12 protein-coding genes are annotated in these 17652 nt (G+C 62.4%); 7 read left to right on the top strand and 5 right to left on the bottom strand.

The features are described from left to right. Positions 1–30: 30 nt before the first annotated feature. The 3 genes from HMPREF2630_RS05630 to HMPREF2630_RS05620 all read right to left on the bottom strand — a co-directional run bounded on the left by HMPREF2630_RS05630 (position 31) and on the right by HMPREF2630_RS05620 (position 3251). The gene (locus HMPREF2630_RS05630) at positions 31–432 is read right to left on the bottom strand and encodes a chorismate mutase (RefSeq protein ID WP_049343966.1); all 402 of its coding nucleotides are present in this window, start codon (positions 430–432) and stop codon (positions 31–33) included. An 88-nt stretch (positions 433–520) separates the two neighbouring features. Beyond that, positions 521–1723: a tRNA 2-thiouridine(34) synthase MnmA gene (gene mnmA, locus HMPREF2630_RS05625; RefSeq protein WP_049343962.1), complete on the bottom strand. Its 1203-nt coding sequence runs from the start codon at positions 1721–1723 to the stop codon at positions 521–523. A gap of 280 nt (positions 1724–2003) precedes the next feature. Next, complete coding sequence (locus tag HMPREF2630_RS05620) at positions 2004–3251, bottom strand: cysteine desulfurase family protein (RefSeq protein WP_070483808.1); 1248 nt, start codon at positions 3249–3251, stop codon at positions 2004–2006. A 146-nt stretch (positions 3252–3397) separates the two neighbouring features. Here HMPREF2630_RS05620 and HMPREF2630_RS05615 point away from each other — a divergent pair, with 146 nt between their 5' ends. Together HMPREF2630_RS05615 and HMPREF2630_RS05610 are read left to right on the top strand one after the other, a co-directional pair. After that, complete coding sequence (locus HMPREF2630_RS05615; RefSeq protein ID WP_049333350.1) at positions 3398–3865, top strand: tRNA (cytidine(34)-2'-O)-methyltransferase; 468 nt, start codon at positions 3398–3400, stop codon at positions 3863–3865. Position 3866: 1 nt separating this feature from the next. Then, a complete protein-coding gene (locus tag HMPREF2630_RS05610) occupies positions 3867–4514 on the top strand; it encodes a uracil-DNA glycosylase family protein (RefSeq protein ID WP_070483806.1) in 648 nt (215 codons plus the stop codon). A gap of 157 nt (positions 4515–4671) precedes the next feature. On the opposite strand, the gene HMPREF2630_RS05605 is transcribed toward HMPREF2630_RS05610, so the two are convergent. Beyond that, complete coding sequence (locus tag HMPREF2630_RS05605) at positions 4672–5979, bottom strand: S1C family serine protease (RefSeq protein ID WP_049333352.1); 1308 nt, start codon at positions 5977–5979, stop codon at positions 4672–4674. A gap of 767 nt (positions 5980–6746) precedes the next feature. Between HMPREF2630_RS05605 and HMPREF2630_RS05600 the strand changes: the two genes are divergently transcribed. From HMPREF2630_RS05600 to HMPREF2630_RS05585, 4 genes are all read left to right on the top strand, one after another. Further along, a complete protein-coding gene (locus HMPREF2630_RS05600) occupies positions 6747–9113 on the top strand; it encodes a non-ribosomal peptide synthetase subunit (protein WP_070483804.1) in 2367 nt (788 codons plus the stop codon). Between the two features lie 370 nt (positions 9114–9483). Then, on the top strand, positions 9484–11058 hold the full coding sequence (locus HMPREF2630_RS05595; RefSeq protein ID WP_070483802.1) for a hypothetical protein: 1575 nt from the start codon (positions 9484–9486) through the stop codon (positions 11056–11058). 188 nt (positions 11059–11246) lie between these two features. Beyond that, positions 11247–13328 carry a TPM domain-containing protein gene (locus HMPREF2630_RS05590; RefSeq protein ID WP_070483801.1) on the top strand — a complete coding sequence of 694 codons (2082 nt, stop codon included), beginning with the start codon at positions 11247–11249 and terminating at the stop codon, positions 13326–13328. Between the two features lie 156 nt (positions 13329–13484). Beyond that, positions 13485–14237, top strand: coding sequence for a PspA/IM30 family protein (locus HMPREF2630_RS05585; protein ID WP_049332152.1), 753 nt, complete (start codon positions 13485–13487; stop codon positions 14235–14237). A gap of 104 nt (positions 14238–14341) precedes the next feature. On the opposite strand, the gene HMPREF2630_RS05580 is transcribed toward HMPREF2630_RS05585, so the two are convergent. Beyond that, positions 14342–16741 carry an S-layer homology domain-containing protein gene (locus HMPREF2630_RS05580; RefSeq protein WP_070483799.1) on the bottom strand — a complete coding sequence of 800 codons (2400 nt, stop codon included), beginning with the start codon at positions 16739–16741 and terminating at the stop codon, positions 14342–14344. A gap of 668 nt (positions 16742–17409) precedes the next feature. On the opposite strand from HMPREF2630_RS05580, the gene HMPREF2630_RS09225 reads away from it, so the two are divergent. Next, on the top strand, positions 17410–17652 hold a 243-nt coding region (locus HMPREF2630_RS09225; RefSeq protein ID WP_210389017.1), incomplete at its 3' end, for a hypothetical protein.

Raw genomic sequence — 17652 nt, 5'->3', positions numbered from 1 at the left:
GGCGCGGGGCCTCGCCCGCCCCGGCGAGGGCTACTCTGCATGATCGGCCGAGGCGGGGTTCTCGCCCTGCTCGGAGTCCTGCTGCTCAGCCGCGATACGAATGTGGTGACGAATCACCTCAGAAATGATGAAGTTCAGGAACTTCTCGGCGAACTCGGGGTCCAGGCTGGACTCCTTCGCCATAGCGCGCAGACGGGCAATCTGAGCTTCCTCGCGGCTGGGGTCGCCCGCCGGCAGATTGTGCTTAGCCTTGAGCAGACCCACGCGCTTCGTGGCCTGAAAGCGCTCCGCCAGAATGTGCACGAGGGCCGCATCGAAGTTGTCGATGGAGCGGCGCATCGCGAAAAGCTCCTCGTAGACCTCGGGCGCAACTTCATCGCCCATGGAGGTGGCGTGAGGGTCAAATTCGCAGGACGTGTGTTCGGCGGTCATCGGTTTCTCCTCAGATTGGTTGTGGTCTTCTGTGCGTTGCTGCTGCAGTGTGGTTGGGGCAAACCGCGAGAGTATTTACTGCTGTGCCTTATGCGCCCAGGGCTTCCTGAATATCCTCGCGGTTCAGGGAGTATGCGCGGGCAATCGTGGACTGGCCCAGCACGCGGGTGCCCTGGTAGAGCACCATGGTCTGGCCGGGAGCGACGCCCGAGAGCGGGTCCAGCAGGCGCACCACGGTCTCCAGGCGCAGCGCGTTCTCTTCTTCAGCTTCGGGGTCGGGGGCCCAGGTCAGGTACGCCTTGGCGCGCACCGGGTCGGCGTGGGCGCGCACCTGCGCGGTCACCTCAAACTCTTCGCTGCGAGCGCCTAGCTGCTCCGGTTCCTGCAGGAAGCGGGCTGCCTGATCCACCGGGACTCCCGCCCAGGTGGCGCGGATGCCGCGAATCTCGTCCACGGCCAGAAGCTCGCGGGATCCGACAATCACCTCGTTCTCTTTGGGGCGCACCTCCAGCACGAAGCGGGGCTTGCCGTCGGGGGCGGGGCGGCCCAGCGCCAGGCCCTTGCGCTGACCGACGGTGTAGGCCTGTGCGCCGGGGTGCTCGCCAAGCACCTGGCCACTCGTGTCCTTGATGAGGCCCGGGCGCATCTGGATGTGCTCGCCGAGCCACGCGCGGGTGTCGCCTTCGGGGATGAAGCAGATGTCGTAGGAGTCAGGCTTCTTCGCCACGGAGAAGCCGCGCTCGGCGGCCTCGGCACGCACCTGTGCCTTCGAGGGGGTATCGGCCAGGGGGAACCAGGCGTGCTTGAGCTGCTCGTGGGTGAGCACGCCGAGCACGTAGGACTGGTCCTTGGCCCAGTCGGCGGCACGGTGCAGCTCACGGTTACCGTCCTCGTTCGTGATGACGCGGGCGTAATGGCCGGTCACCACGGCGTCGAAGCCGAGGGCGACGGCGCGTTCGAGCAGGGCCGCGAACTTGATCTTCTCGTTGCAGCGCATGCAGGGGTTGGGGGTTCGCCCGGCCTCGTATTCGGCGATGAAGTCGTCCACGACGTCTTCCTTGAAGCGTTCCGAGAAGTCCCAGACGAAGAAGGGAATACCCAGCTGGGAGCAGACGCGGCGGGCGTCCATGGAGTCTTCGAGGGTGCAGCATCCGCGGGAGCCGGTGCGCAGGGTTCCGGGCATGCGCGAGAGGGCCAGGTGCACGCCCACGACCTCGTGACCCGCATCGACGGCGCGGGCCGCGGCCACGGCGGAGTCAACGCCGCCGCTCATAGCTGCCAGGATCTTCACTACGCTATTCCTCGTTTCCGTGGCCGAACCTTTCCGCGCGTTGCGCGGCGGGGTGTTCGGCCGGTCCTGTGTTGATGTCGTCTATACGCCGATGCTCTATCGGCTGCCTCGGATGCGCGGGTGCGCAGAGGCACGCGGGCCCGGGGCTGTAGCTACCTATTGTACGCAGGGCGACGCCCCGGTACCGGGCAGTGCACCCTCAGCGAACCTCCGGTTCAGGGGTGAGGTTCGGGGCTTCGGGGTGTTTTGGGCGGTTCCGGGGCGTTCTATGCGGGGATGCTTAGTGCCAGCGGGATGCGTCCGGCAGCTGAGACGACAGCCCAGCCTTGGCGGCCTGGGTGTAGGCGGCGGGCAGGGCCGCGATGAGGCGCGCAATATCCGCGCCGGTGCTCGAGTGGCCGAGGGTGAAGCGCTGGGCGCTGCGGGCAGTGTCCTCGTCCATACCCATGGCGATGAGCACGTGGGAGGGGCGAGTCACCCCGGCGTTGCAGGCCGAGCCGGTGGAGCTGCTGATGCCCTGCATGTCCAGCAGGAAGAGCAGGGTGTCACCCTCTGCGTTCTCGAAGGTGAAGTGCGCGTTGCCGGGCAGGCGCTTCTGGCCGGGGTACTCCTCGGTGAGCGGATCCTCGCCGCTCAGGTGCGCCTGCGGAATGAGCGCACTGACGGCGGCCACCAGTTCGTTGCGCAACGCGGCGATGCGGGCCGATTCCTGGGGCAGGTGCTCAACCGCGTGCACGGCGGCTTCGGCAAAGCCCGCGATGGCGGGTGCGTCGATGGTGCCGGAACGCACGGAGCGTTCCTGACCGCCGCCGTGGAGCACGGGGGTCATCTGCACGGCGCGGGTAGCAATCAGCGCACCGATGCCCATGGGGCCGCCAATCTTATGGCCGGAAATGGCGAGGGTGGTCGTGCCGCTGGCATGGAAGTCAATCGGCACAGCACCAAAGGCCTGCACGGCGTCCGAGTGCATGGGAATCCCGTACTCGGCGGCGATAGCGGCAATCTCGGGGATGGGCTGCACGGTACCCACCTCGTTATTGGCCCACATGACGGTCACGAGTGCGACGTCCTCGGGGTTCTTCTCGATGAGCTCGCGGACCGTCTGCGGGTTCACGCGGCCGCGTTCGTCCACGGGAATCCATTCAATCCGTGCGCCCTCGGCCTTTTCAAGCCACTCGCAGGTGTCTTCCACGGCGTGGTGTTCGATGGAGGAGACGAGAATTCGGGTACGCCGAGCGTCTTCCTCGCGACGCTTCCAGTAGATGCCCTTGACGGCGAGGTTGTCCGCCTCGGTGCCGCCCGAGGTGAAAATAACCTCGGCGGGGTCGGCGCCAATGGCGCGGGCTATGCGTTCGCGGGCGTACTCGACGGTGGCTCGGGCGTCTCGGCCCAGGGCGTGCAGTGAGGAGGGGTTGCCGCCCGCGCGCATCTGTTCGACCATCGCGTCGATGGCGGAGGGAAGCACCTCGGTGGTTGCGGCGTGGTCAAGGTAGACGCGGCCGTTCTGGCGGTTGGTTTCTGCGCTCATGTGTTCCTCCTGCTGGATGCGTGGCTGTTCGCCTCGCTTATTTTATCGCGCTGCCTCTGGCCTCTTCTAGCAGCATTTGCCTGTGGGCAGGTCGGTGAGCGCTACTCAGCCGGGCTGTTCAAAGGCTACGCGGTACACTTAGGAACGTGTTCAAGATTCTTTTCTATACCCCCGAGATTCCGGGTAATACCGGTAACGCCATCCGACTGGCCGCGATTACCGGTGCCGAATTGCATCTGGTGGAGCCGCTGGGTTTCAACTTCGATAACGCCCACCTGCGCCGCGCGGGCCTGGATTACCACGACCTGGCTGTGGTGACCGTCCACAAGACCCTCGAGGACGCCTGGCGGGCCCTCGAGCCGGAGCGCGTCTTCGCGTTCACCACCACGGCCTCGACCTCCTACGCGGATATCGAGTACCGTCCCGGAGACGTCCTCATGTTCGGCCCCGAGTCGGTGGGTCTGCCCGCCGAGGTACAGCGGGACGAGCACATTACCGAACGGGTTAAGATTCCCATGAAGCCTGGCCGTCGTTCCCTCAATCTGGCTAACTCCGCATCGATTGCCGTGTTTGAGGCCTGGCGCCAGAACGGGTTTGAAGGAGGCGCCATCTAGCATGGCTACCGCACACCACGATTTGCCCGAGCACATGGTTCAGCAGATTCTGAGTTCTACCCCTCCCCTGGCCGAGCAGATTCGCCGGGATCCTGAGAATAAGGAGTACACCGAGCAGGGCTGGGAGCCGGTCTATTCGGCGTCACCTAGGGCACGCATCGTGGTGATTGGTCAGGCACCGGGGCGCGCCGCGCAGGAAAGCCGCATCCCGTGGAACGACCCGAGCGGTGAGAAGCTGCGCGAGTGGATGGGCGTGACAGACGAGCAGTTCTACAACCCCGAGCTCATTTCGCTGCTGCCGATGGATTTCTACTACCCCGGTAAGGGCGCGCACGGTGATAACCCGCCGCGTAAGGATTTCGCGCCGAAGTGGCATCCGCAGCTGCTGGAGCTCATGCCGGACGTTCAGCTGATTCTGCTGGTGGGCGCGTACTCCCAGAAGTACTATCTGAACGGTAAGCGCGGTCCGAAGGCCGAACGTAACCTGACCGAGACGGTACGCGCGTGGGAGTCCTACCTTCCGAAGTTCCTGCCGCTCGTGCATCCTTCGCCCCTAAACTTTAGGTGGCAGGCGAAGAACCCCTGGTTCGAGCAGGAGGTCATCCCTGCCCTGCAGAAGCGCGTAGCAGAGATTCTCAAGAACGCCTAGCCTTCCCGCAAGGCCGTTCCCGTAGCGCTAATACGACGAAGCTCCCGGCCCTCACATCGAGGGTCGGGAGCTTCGTCTCTATTTGCTCTTCTACCCGCCCGTATTTGTCGGCTCGCATCCCCGTCGCAGAGGCGAGCGCCAAAGAGGCGGGTTAGCGCTACGAGCTGGCGCTGCCCAGGGTCACGGTGATGTCCTTGGTCGTCCCGCCGCGCTTAACCTTGAGCGTCATGTTCGAGCCGGCCGCCGCCGCACGCACCGTGCCGTTGAGCTCGTCGCTCTTCGTGATGGGGTGGCCGTCTGCCTCCACTACGATGTCGCCGGCACGCAAATCTGCCTTGGCTGCGGGACTGCCGGAGGTCACAGAGCTAATCTCCACGCCGCCGGAAATCAGCTTCGAGGAGCCGCTACCGGTGTCGGCGGGGCTGTTCTTAACGTTCGCACCCAGGTAACCGTGGGTGGCCTTGCCGTTAGCGATGATTTCGGAGGAGATACGCTTGGCGTAGTTCGAGGTAATCGAGAAGGCCATACCGTCGGCGGTACCGCCGTCCTGGCTGGCCTGGCCCTGCGCGTTAATGCCGACCAGTTCTCCCTTGAGGTTGACGAGCGGGCCGCCGGAGTTACCGTGGTTGATGGGGGCGTCAGTCTGAACCATGGGGATGTAATTCTGACCCTTCTCATCGGCAGGCTGCACGCGGTTCGCGTTCGACACCACACCGGAGGTGACCGTGTCGGTGCGGCTGTAGGGTGCACCGAGGGCCACCACGACCTCGCCCGAGACCAGCTTCGAAGAATCTCCCCAGGTGATGGGCTGCAGGTCAAGACCGGAGGAGTTAATCTTCAGGACGGCCAGGTCGGAGGCTTCATCGCGCCCCACGATCTTGGCGGTGCGCACCGTACCGTCGTTCAGGCGCACCTCGACGATGGAGGCTTCCCTGTTAGAGAAAACCACCACGTGGTTATTCGTCAGGATGTGTCCTTCCTTGTCCAGAACGACGCCGCTGCCGCCGCCGGCAGTGCTCGACCCGTCAGATGCCACGATGCTAACGGTCGAGGGAAGAACCTTCTTCGCGGTCTCGGCGACACCGGTGACGGTCGACGAGTTGCTGATATTGGAGCTCACCGACCCACGAGAGGAGCTCGAAGAGGAGGAACCGGCCGAGGCGGTGAAGGACCCGACGCCGGCGCCCACGCCGCCACCCACGAGGGCTGCGAGCACGGCCGCGGTGAGAACAACTCCGCCACCGTAACGCTTGCTCTTCTCCGGGGCGGGGGAAGCTACCGTAGCGGTCGCACGATACCCGTAGCCGTTCTGAGGGTACGCCTGCGAGTAGCCGTTTTGGGAGGCCTGGTACCCGGCCTGCTGATAACCCTGGTAATTGGGTTGCCCGTTTACGCTCTGCAGAGGCCGTGTCGCGTCGGAGAGGCCGTCGTTGCCGCCCGGAGACCATCCGGTGTTCTGAGTCATGGGTTTGTTCTCCTTGAAGTCTACCCGTGCGTCGTTCGGGCGCACTATCTCTATCTACTGTAGAGGGTCTTTTGTGCCGTTCGATGCTTTTTCACTGTCGCTCAGCGTAGAGTTCCCTGGGAATTTTCTGAGTGTCGGCTTTTCCCCGCGCTACCCGCGAAGTGCCCGCAAATGAGAATCTAGCGAACGGCAATCTACACAGCGGTGCCCGCCTCCACGCACAGCTGAAGCACAGAGAAGACCCGTAGCGTGGAGGGCAGATGATAAACGAAGGAGGAACTCCAGTGATTGCAACCATAATCTTTTGCGCCATATTGGTTTGCTCAATCGGCATCGGTGCCGGTGTGGTGGCCTGCTGCTCAGGCATGGTGTACCGCCGCCAGCAGGAGGAACAACTCCACGAGCGACACCAGAGCGCGGCCATTTCTAGATAGCGTTGGCCAAGACGACGGATAAGACTTTACCGTCGAACGAGTTTTCCGGTACGGGAGTTGAGAGACCCGTAACGGATGGGGGTGTATCCCCGAAAGTGTCCTTCGGCTCGGGTGAGGCCGAGCCGGGACATATGTGTTAAGTGATGAGTGATGAGGATGCGGTCCCCACCCCGAATACGGGTGGGGGCCGCTTCTTTGTTTGGGCTCGTACCTGCGTTAGCTCCGCGTCCCGGGCTCACCCGCTCCGCAGGATGGCTCGGGTATCGACTCTTAGTATGCGGCGGATTCACACGCTCCCGAGCACGGCGGGGCATGCTGGGCTATCGTAAAGACATGAGTACTTCCTGCGCCGCGTTCGCTCTTCTCGCCACGCTACCTTCGCTATCGGTGGCGGGCCCTGCACCCCTGTACACCCTCCTCGGGGGTGTACTCGCTATCACCCTTGTTGTTCTGCTGGTTAGCCTCCGTGCCCAGAAACGGCGGGGCAAAAACGACGCGCAGCAGAATCAGCGGGTGTCGCCTCCGTACAGCCCGTACCCGGCGAGCGCACCGCAGGCGCCTCCCCATGCTCCGGGACAACCCCAGCACGGGTACCCTCCGCAGGCGCAGAACCAGCAGGGTCAGCCCGTCCGGGGTGCCGTCAGCTATCCGCAGCAGTACCTGCCGAATCCGCAGCCCTCGGGTGACCCGCAGGGTACCGCCCCGGCTAACGACGCACAGCAGAACCGTGTTGAGAGCACCGCAGCGAAGCAGGGGGTGCCCTCCCCGCTCGCTCCCCTGCAGGTGGAAAACCCCGCGGGCGCTCGAGAGGCCGGTGTGCGCGAAGAATCCCGGTCGGAGGAGGCCGTTCGGCAGGAAGCCACTCCCCCGATCGGAACGACTCAGCAGGAAGAAACTACGCAGAAGGACGAGGCTGACCAGCCCAAGCCTGCGCCTTCCGACCCTTTCTCTTTGAGCACCAACTTCAAGCTCATTCCCCCTCTAGAGTATGCGCAGCGCAGCCGCTACCCCATGGTGCTTTCTGTCAGTACATCAGAGGATGAGGTCTTTGCGCTGCCGTCGATTAGCGGTGTGCCGCAGCATCTACTGGTGGGCACGCAGGAGAATCATGTTCCGCTGAATCAGCGTCAGCGCTGGGAGCAGGTCGATATTCTTGAGAACTATCTCATGCGTGCGGTCATGAACCTGCAGACATTGGAGCGTGCGCAGGTGTCTCCGCTGCACAGTTTCAAGGAGACTGCCCAGGCTGACCGCGCGGTACTTGCCGCTGAGCTGGAAGAGACCATCCGGAAGTCTCGGCTGAAGCTGGGCGGGGCTTTGGAGTTCTATACGTCCCTGCCCCGTCTGGCGGAGGCCCCGGGCTCTTTCGCTTTTGCCCGCGACCACGCGCTCTCCCTGAGCGCCACCGTCATTGAAATGACGGAGCGGTGCTTTGAGCGTACCTTCCGTTGGCGCCTGCTGGAGGATACCCTCCCGGATTCTTTGAACGACCGCCTGTACGCGGTGCGTTATCTGCGTGAGAGCGCCCAGAAGCTGGCGGCTTTTGTGGAGCTGAGCGAATATGACCGCGCTATGCAGCTTGCCGAGACCTGGAAAAAGACGGCCCGCAAGGATTCGAAGATCGATGAGGGCAAGGTCTGGAATGAGATGACCGAAGTCGCCTTTGACGTTCTGCCCGAGTTGCGAGAGCGGGCGTTGAAGGGCGTGCAGTCTACGTTGGAGTTTAGCGAACTTTTCTACCGCACTGGCGAGGACGGTGTGCACCGTATGCTCCGCCCAGAGCAGCTGAGCGAGTTTGAGCTCAAGGGCGTGCAGTCCACGCTGGAAGAGCGCCTGGAGAAGGTGCGTCTTGAGCTTCAGAATGCGGAGTTCTGCGCCGCGGTCTTGAGCCTGCAGACGAACGCTGTCATTGAGCTTCTGGAGGAGCTTCTGCAGGTTGAGCAGGACGGCGTTCTGACCGAGATTGTGACCGATTTGCGGGCGCTTGCTCATGACTCGCCCGACCTTGCCGAGCGGCCTATCCAGACGTTGATGTTCAGCCGCGAACAGTACGCCCCGGATGGGGAGGATCTTCCGACCATTGGCGAGCGCATCCGTTCCCTCTCGAGTGTTCCCGAGGTTCTGGCGTTCGTTCACTACGAGGGACCGGTGCTTCTGGTGGGCGTCTCGGATCCGTATAAGGCGTTTTCCGGGGAAGATTCCTTCGAGGGTCTGCTTTCGGAGGAGATGAAGTCATCTTCCATGCCGCTGTCGGTGTTGCGCACCCATTCGCGGCTTCTGCAGCAGGTGCTTCGCCTGCAGAATCTGCGTTTGAAGCTGGCGTGGGTGAGTAGCTGTAGCGGCTACATGCCTTTGAGCCTGGTTGAACGGTATTACGTTGGTCCCTCTGCCGCGGATGAGGATCTGAAGGAGCTGACCGAAAATATTGAGGCGCTCGCTGAGCTTCTGGACGCCCGTTCTAACTCCCAGGTGTATAAGGGCCGTGGCGTGCCGACTACGCCCTTTTTGTGGTCACAGATGCGGAAGCAGGCAGATTGCAGTTCTAGGTTGCTGAATTATGTGCGGTTCTTGGGTTGGATGTTCGCCTCGTCTTCGCGGGTTAAGGTAGTGAACGGCATAGCACAGAGCATCCACGATGTTGATGCCGCGGAGGTAGTGGAGCACCTGATGAGCAATCTAAAGGTTGCGCGTCGGCGCTAACTGGCTACATAACCGGTGGGCCGGGGTCTGGCGGGAGGCTAGACGCCGGCCCACCTGTATGCCGGCTTTCCTGTATAACCCTGGGAAGACGGTAAGCGGGTGGCAAACAACCGCACAATATTGTGGTCTTATTCGCTGAAGGCTTCGTATCATCAGGCCTTGGCCGTGGGGCAGGCTGCCGGGCTGTTAGCTGGGTCGGTTGCTGGGCCGCGGTTACACTAATAGTGTGACCGGTGTTGAGGGTACGCAACGACCGCTACCTGCACGAACGAGCACATAAATACGTCACGATAACGGAGGAAATAGTATGACCAACCACGCCCCCGCGCGTTACTCTCGCAGCGTCTGCTAGTGGGAGCCGTTAGCGATCATGCCCCTTGACCAGTATTCGTGGCAGCAACAGGTCAAAGCCCTCGAAAACTACCTCGTGCACGCCGTGCTGAATCTGCAGACGCTTGAGCGTGCGCAGGTTTCTCCCCTGCGCTCCCTAAAGCAGACGCCGAACGCATCGAAGGAGCTTCTCTCAGCTGAGCTGGAGCAGTCCATTGAGCAGAACCGCATGCGGCTCAGCGAAGCCCTGAAGTACTACGCTTCCCTCGCTAACCTCGAGGGAAAGCCGGATTCCTTTGCGTACGCCCGAGACCGTTCCCTCGCATTGGCGTCCTCAGTGGTGACGGAGACGGAGCGGTGCTTCGAGCGCACCTTCCGTAGCCGTCTGCTGGAGGGTACCCTGCCCACCGATTTGAACGACCGCCTCCATGCGGTGCGTTACCTGCGCGAGAGCGCGCAGAAGCTGGCAGCTTTTGTGGAGCGGAAAAATTACAATCTCGCGGTGAATCTCTCCCAGACCGTACTGGCTAACCGAGCTCAGCAGTATAAGGCGTCGAATGGCGGTGGGCTGGGTGAAAAGGATGAGAGCAGAAAGCTCTGGGATGCCACGATTCAATACGCTACGAATCTTCTTCCTGCTCTGCGCGAGCAAGCCCTGCAGCTATTTCAGTCCGTATTGAAGTTCACCGATCCGTTCTACCGCACCGGTCGGGACGGCATCACCCGATTTTTGCGCGTCGAAGATCTGAACGAGTTTGAGCTGACGGGTATGCGAGCCACTCTCGAGGAGAGTCTCGATGCGGCACGCCTACAGTTGCAGGACGCCGAGTTCCTCGCGGCCGTGCTAGACATTCATGTGCGCGAGACCATCGAGGCGATGAACCTTATCCTCGCGCTTGAGGGTGAGGGAATCATCGAGGAGATGACCGCCGACCTTCGCCTGCTGGCTCAGCACGACCCAAAGACCGCGGAACAGCCAATCATGATTCCCAGCCATATAGAGGATTGGGATCATCCCGGTCCCTATTCCCTTATCACAATCGGGAAGCGCATCCAATCGCTAACGGGGTTCCCCGATATCATCCGTTTCCTGCACTACGAGGGGAAGCTCTTGCTCGCAAATCCCGGCTCCGCATCCCCGGCTCGTCCCGAGCAGATTCCCCTCCCCCTGCTGCGGGCTCACGTACGTCTACTCCGCCAGACGGTACGTCTACATACCGTGCAGAGGCAACTGACCTGGCTCGTCACGTGCGACGGGTACCTTCCTCTTTCTCTCATCGAACGCACCGCTTGTGGCCCGTGCGCAGACGATACCGGGATCGTTGGGGTGCTTCACACCGTTGAGGCGTTGGAAGACCTCATCGAGGCTCGCGAATCTTCCCGCCCCGTTGCGGCGGGTGCTTTCCCCTCGCTCCGCGACGCGTGGGAGCAGGCTCAGGAACTCATCCGTGATGGTGAGAGAAGGCTGAGCACCGCCAAGATGCGGGGCTGCGCCCCCGTATCAACGGTGAGCGTCTCCGACGGAAAGGTGGGTACCGTGTACGGCTCGGATGCTCGGGGCGTCCCGCATTACCTTCTTATGAATCGCAAGCAGGCAAGGGATTCTCACCGCTAACGGTCAAAGTAAACGATCAGTAAACAGAGTTCCAATATTCGGGTCATATTCGCTGAAGGCTTCGTATCATCGGGCCTTGACCGCGGGGCCGCGGTTACACTAATAGTGTGACCGGTGTTGAGGGTACGCAACGACCGCTACCTGCACGAACGAGCACATAAATACGTCACGATAACGGAGGAAATAGTATGACCAACCACGCCCCCGCGCGTTACTCTCGCAGTCAGCGCCCGCGCCTACGCACCGTAGTGGGTGCCACAGCGCTGGCAGCAGGTCTGTCCTTCGCCCCTGTCGTGGCCCCGGCCGGTTCGGCGTTCTTTACCGCCGCCGGCCCCTCGGCCGCACAGGCCGCTGACCCCATGCAGATTACCGGTACCCGCATCTACGACACCACGAATTCCCTGGGCAATACCTCCACGCTGAGTTCCAAGATTTCGGCTCTGTCGAAGAAGCACAACGTGGACCTGCACGTGGTGACCATCGATAAGTTTGAGAACCCCTCGGGTTCCCAGGCGTGGACCAAGGCCCTGGCCGCGAAGAACAACTGGGGCTCGGCCGACGTGGTGCTGGTGATTGCCACCGAAAGCCGTCAGGCGTATTTCCTGGCCGGTAGCACGAAGACCCTGTCGAGTGATCAGCAGACGAAGGTGTACCAGAACTACATCAAGCCGAAGCTGCAGAACAGCGATTACTCCGGCGCGGCGTTGGCCGCGGTCGAGGGGATCGAGGCTCAGAAGGGCGGTAGCTCTTCGAGCGTGGTGACCGGTGTGCTGGGAGTCGGTGCGGTGGCTGCCGTTGGTGGTGGCGTGTACGCGGCTCGTCGCCGCAAGCGTCGCAAAAACGCCCCGCAGCAGAACACCTATAACGCTCCCCGCCCGGTTCCGCGTCCGCAGGTCCCGGAGATTCCCCTGGAAGAGCTGCGCACCCGCGCCGGCAGCGCCCTGCTGCAGGCCGACACCACGATGAGTCGCGCCAAGCAGGAGCTGGAGTTTGCGCGCGCCCAGTACGGCGATCAGCAGGTCGCCCGCTTCGGGGAGGAAATCGCCCGCGCCGAAGAACTGATGCGCCGTTCCTTCCAGCGCCAGCAGCTGCTGACCGACAGTATTCCCGACACCGAGGCGGAGCAGCGCGCCTGGTTGAGCGAGATTATCGATAATTCCCAGGCCGTGGCCCGCATCTCGCAGGAGCAGGACGCTCAGCTGGCCCAGATGCGCGACCTTGAGCAGCAGGCGCCCCAGGCCATCGCTGCGCTGAACGAGCACCTCCCGCAGGTGCGTAGCACGGTGGCGGAGTGCTCCGCCCGATACGCCCAGATGAAGGAACGCTATCTGCCCTCGGCTCTGGAGCCCATCTCGAAGACCGCTGCTCTGCTGGAATCGAACCTGGCTCTGTGCACCGATGAGCTTCAGAAAGCACAGCAGCTGGTGGATACCAACCGAGCCGAGGCCGTTGCACACCTGCGCTCTGCCGAGGAAGCCTCGGCACAAATTCTCGCGCTGTCCAATGCGGTGACGAACCGCAACAACGAGCTCAACGCGGCTCAGGAGGCTTTGAGTACCGACCTGCTGAGTATTCAGCGCGACGTGGCCGAGGCCAAGAGCCTGGCCATGTCCCAGGGCCGTTCCGACCTGGCCGCCGTGGCTGCCGGTATGGAAGCGGTCCTCGGACAGGTGACGCAGAGCTCCACCGCCCGCCCGAACGACCCGCTGGCCCTGGCCAATCAGCTGCGTCAGCTCTCGAGCGAGCTGGACAAGTCGATGACGGAAATGCGCGCCACCCGCGATCGTTCCCGCGCGGCAAGCCAGACCCTCGATCGCACCCTCCGCTCCGCGCACGCCGCGGTGACCGGTGCCCGCGGGTACATCGATAATCGTCGCGGCGCCGTGGGCCCCACGACCCTGACCGCGATCTCCGAAGCCGAACGTCACCTCATGAACGCCAACCGGATGCGTAACTCCAACCCGTTGGAGGCTCTGAACGAGGCCAACATGGCCCTTCAGCAGGCCAACGACGCGCAGAACCGCGCCGCCCGCGAGATGGGCCAGTTCTCCGAACGGTCCAGCGGTGGCGGCGGTAATAGCTGGGGTAGCGACCTCGCAAAGGGCCTGCTGCTGGGCGCCATCCTGAACACCCTGGGCTCCGGCTCAACCCACAGCTGGGGCAGCAGCTCCGGCGGCTCCTCCTCCGGCGGAGGCTGGAGCGGCGGCGGCTTCAGTGGCGGCGGAGGCGGCGACTGGGGTAGCGGCGGTGGCGACGGCGGTAGCTTCTAGTTCACCCAATTCACCCAAAGTTTAGATTGAGGTCATCGGGCGTGCATGGTTTTCACAGCCCACGCCCAGAAACCTCTCACATAATAAGTTGTACGGGCACGGCTCACGAGGAGCGTGGCGCTCCCCCGCAGCCCGTTGAACAGAAAGTAGGAAATCATGGCTAAGCAGACTATCTTCGGTCGAATCGCACAGCTGGCGAAGGCAAACATCAACGCCCTGCTCGACGCTGCCGAGGACCCGCAGAAGATGCTGGACCAGATGGTTCGCGACTACACCAACAGCATCCGTGAGGCAGAGGCCGCCGTCGCCCAGACCATCGGCAACCTGCGCCTGCTGGAGAAGGACCACGCAGAGGACCTCAAGGAAGCCCAGGAGTGGGGCGCCAAGGCTCTGGCCGCCTCCAACAAGGCAGATGAGCTTCGCACCGCTGGCGATACCGCTAACGCTGACAAGTTCGACAACCTCGCCAAGGTTGCCCTGGGCAAGCAGATGCAGGCTGAGAAGGCTGCACAGGCCCTCGAGCCCCAGCTGGCTTCCCAGACCCAGGTCGTGAACCAGCTCAAGGACGGTCTGGACAAGATGCGTACCAAGCTCGACGAGCTGAAGTACAAGCGCGACGAACTGACCTCGCGTCAGAAGACCGCCACCGCTCAGAGCCAGGTCAACGACGCTCTGAAGGCCTTCGACGTGATGGACCCGACCAGCGAAATCTACCGTTTCGAAGAGAAGGTCCGCCGCGAAGAGGCACGCGTCATCGGTCAGCAGGAGCTGGCATCCTCCTCGCTGGACGCACAGTTCAACACCCTGGAGGAGATGGGTCGCCAGAACGAGCTCGACACCCGCCTGGCCGAGCTGAAGGCAAAGCAGACCCCCGCTATCGGTGGCGACACCCCCACCCAGACCCTCTAATCCGGTAGCGCGCCGATAGGCGCCTCCCTGTAGGTCACATACAAGAACCGCCCCGCTCCTGAAAAGGAGCGGGGCGGTTCTTTATGCTTTAGGAGCCGTACGCCTTAGTTAGCGTAGATGTACAGGTAGCCTGCCATAGCGTCACGGGTGATGGCTGCCGAAGAGGTCGAGCCGGTGCCGATGCCATTCGAGGCGGTCCAGGCCAGGGCCTGCGATGCGTAGCCGCCCTGAGCCTGTGCCGGGGAGCCGGCCGCACGGTACATGAACTCGGCCATGGTGGACTCGGTGACGGCCTCCAGGGGACGGAAGTCGCTACCGGTGATACCCTGCTGGCTCAGCCAGTAAATCTCCTTGTACGCGGGGTGGTTAACCGGAACGTCGCTGAACGGCGAAACGGCCGGTGCGTTCACGGCGGGGCGACCAGCCACGCGGTACAGGTAGGTTGCCAGCTGCGCACGGTTGACCGACGCGTTCGGGCGGAAGGTGCCGTCCGCGAAGCCGAGCATGATGCGGTGATCAGAGTTCCAGCTGATCTCGTTGTAGTTCGGGTTCGAGTCGGACAGGTCGCTGTAGCCCAGCGCGGGGGTCTTGCCCGCGAAGTCCAGTGAGGAGGCCAGGATGTGCGGCAGGTCGTAGTCGTGGTGGCTGAAGCCGTCAATCAGCTTCACGCGGGCGTCAGAGAAGCCTGCGCTCAGGTATGCGTTGTAGCCGGACTCGACGGCGCCTCGTGCGCTCCAGGTGACGGGGTTGGTGTTACCGGAGGTGTCATTCGCGCCGACCCACCAGTACATCGGGGATGCCTTGGTGGTTGCGTCAGCGTCCACGGAGCCGTCCGAGTCGCCGCCTGCAACCATGATGGAGCCGCCACCGTTACGCCAGGAGGTGTTGTGATCGGTCAGCTCGTAGGTGATGAACTCGGCGCCACCGGAGTAGCCCATGGTCCACACCTGGGATGCGTCCAGGTTGTTCTCGCTCACGAAGGACTTCGCGAAGGAGCGGAAGAACTCACCGTTGGCGTCCATGTCTTCCCACCAGGTGATGCCGTCGCCGGATGCGTTGGTGTCCGGGGAGATGACCGGAACGAAGACCATGTTGCGGGCGTTAGCGATCTTACCCATGGCGGCGAGCATGCCCTCGTCGGGGGTGTAGACCTTGGACTCGTCACGCTGCCAGTAGTCACCGTCGAAGTAGAAGACCACGCCGACGGGCTTGGAGTAGTCCAGGTTGTTCGCGTACACGTGGTACTGCGAGGTGGTGCCGGCCGGGGAGGTGTAGCTCTGGTAGGTTGCGGAGCTCATGGTGCGGGCACGCTGGGTGCTCTGCTGCTTCTGCTCAGCCTTGGGCGCGGCGGTTGCTTTACCCTTGGTGAGCGAGTTGCTCAGGATCTGGGAGAAGTTGTAGTCGAAGTGGCCCGAGCCGTTCAGAACGGTTGCGGAGGCGTTGGTGTAGCCAGCGTTGCGGTAGGCGTTGTAGCCGCCCTCAACGGCGCCGCGGGCGCTCCAGGTCTGCGGGTAGGTCTCGCCGGTGCCGTCGTTCGAGTTTGCGTACCAGAACATCGGCTGGGACTTCAGCGCTGCGGAGGGGGTGCCCTCATCCAGGCCACCGCCGGCGACCATGATGGAGCCGCCACCATTGCGCCAGGTCTGGGGCTTGGTGTTCAGCTCGTAGGTGATGAACTCGGCACCACCGGAGTAACCCATGGTCCACACGTTGGAGGAGTCCACGCCGTTAGCCGCGATGAAGGAAGACGCGAAGGAGCGGAAGAACTCGCCGTTGCGCTCCATGTCCTCCCACCAGGTCACGCCAGCATCGTAACGGTTGGTGTCCGGGGAGATGACGGGCACGAACAGCATGTTCTGTGCAGCGGCGGAGGCAGCCATCTGAGCCAGCTCGCCGGAGGGGTCGTAGACCTTGGACTGGTCGTTGCGCCAGTAGTCGCCGTCGAAGTAGAAGACCACGCCAACGGGCTTGGAGAAGTCCACGCCCTCAGCGTACACGTGGTACCGCGAGGTGGTGCCCGCCGGGGAGGTGTAGGACAGGAAAGTCTGGTTGGTGCGGGTTGCGGGAACGGTGCTGCCGGCAACGGTGGACTGTGCCGCCTGAGCGGTCTGGGCGTTAGCAACCTGTGAGAGAGTGGGCTCGGTGACTATGGGAGCGGTCTGGGTAGCCTGTGCCGAGGGGGTGGTCTGTGCAGACTGGAAGGTTGCGGGAGTAGCCTGCTCGGTCTGTGCTGCCTGAGTTGCCTGTGCGGTGTAGGTCTGCTGGATGGGCTGGACCTGGTTGGTTGCGGGAGCCTCAGCCTGCTGGCGAACCTGCACAGCCACCTGCGAAAGAGTAGACTGGGCGGTCGCGGTAAAGAGCGAGCCCTGGGGTGTGCCGCCGGGGATGTCCTGTACGACGGGAGCGAACGCGGATGCGGGAGACAGCAGGGTGCTACCGAGCACGGTGGGAACGGCAATAGCCGCGAGAGAGCCTGCCTTAACGGTGCGGGGGCGAAGTGCCATGGGGTGTCCTCGTTGTTGGTGTTTCTGGGGCGTGAACGCCCGTGAGTGGTTGAGTGATAGGTGATCTATAGGTGAGAAGCCTATAGGCGGTCGGCCTGCGGTTTTGGCACCGCTTTGGTTTGTCCATCACCATCCCGTGCTCGTGGCGGGGATGTCCTCATGCGATGGTTTGTGCGGGGTCAGTCCGATGACCTGCGCGGCGGACCGTGGTAACCATGTACTCAAAGCTACCAGGTCAAAAAGCCTTTTCTAACGGTTTTTTGGAGCATTTTTACCCCCTCGCAAAATACTAACCCTAAGCCTAAACTTTTTCTAAGGTTTAAGTTGAGAATGACATGGGTTCAACCGACGGTTGAATGAGGGGTTTTGCCTTGATTTTTCGCGGTTTTTGAGCGTTTTTTGAGCTCTATTCAAAAACATTCACTCCAGGCTTTAGAGTTTTATTGTGAGGACAATCACTTTCCGAGTGAATTTTTGCGGTTTTTAGCCATTTTTGCACCAAAATCCGCAGAATTCCGGGGTAAATCGACTGATTTCTCAACCGGGAATATAGAGAACCTATCGCATATTCCGGTTCTGGCATGAGGTAAAAATGTCCTTTCGGGGAGTTCATAGCAGCTCACCGGCCCCCATGCGCACGATTCCGAGTGCCTCGACAAGGAGGCATTTTGACTCCTTCGAACTCCTTCGAGGAGCCGCCCCGAAGCCCCAATTCCCCCCCACCGTCGATCCAATCACTACTGGTCCGACTGACAAACTCAGAGAATTTGGAAAGAGGAGAAGAGAAGCTGAAGAGAGAAGAGCGGGACATGCTGGACCGACCAACGAGCACGGGGATAAGGGCCAGCAAGACACCCATCTGCGACCACGAGATTTCGGAACAAGTTAGAGACGACAGAGCCCCCCCCCCC

The sequence above is a fragment of the Rothia sp. HMSC072B03 genome, assembly GCF_001809565.1.
Lineage (GTDB): Bacteria > Actinomycetota > Actinomycetes > Actinomycetales > Micrococcaceae > Rothia > Rothia mucilaginosa_A.
Note: the sequence above shows the minus strand (reverse complement) of the source record. Positions and strands in the feature narration are given on the sequence as shown.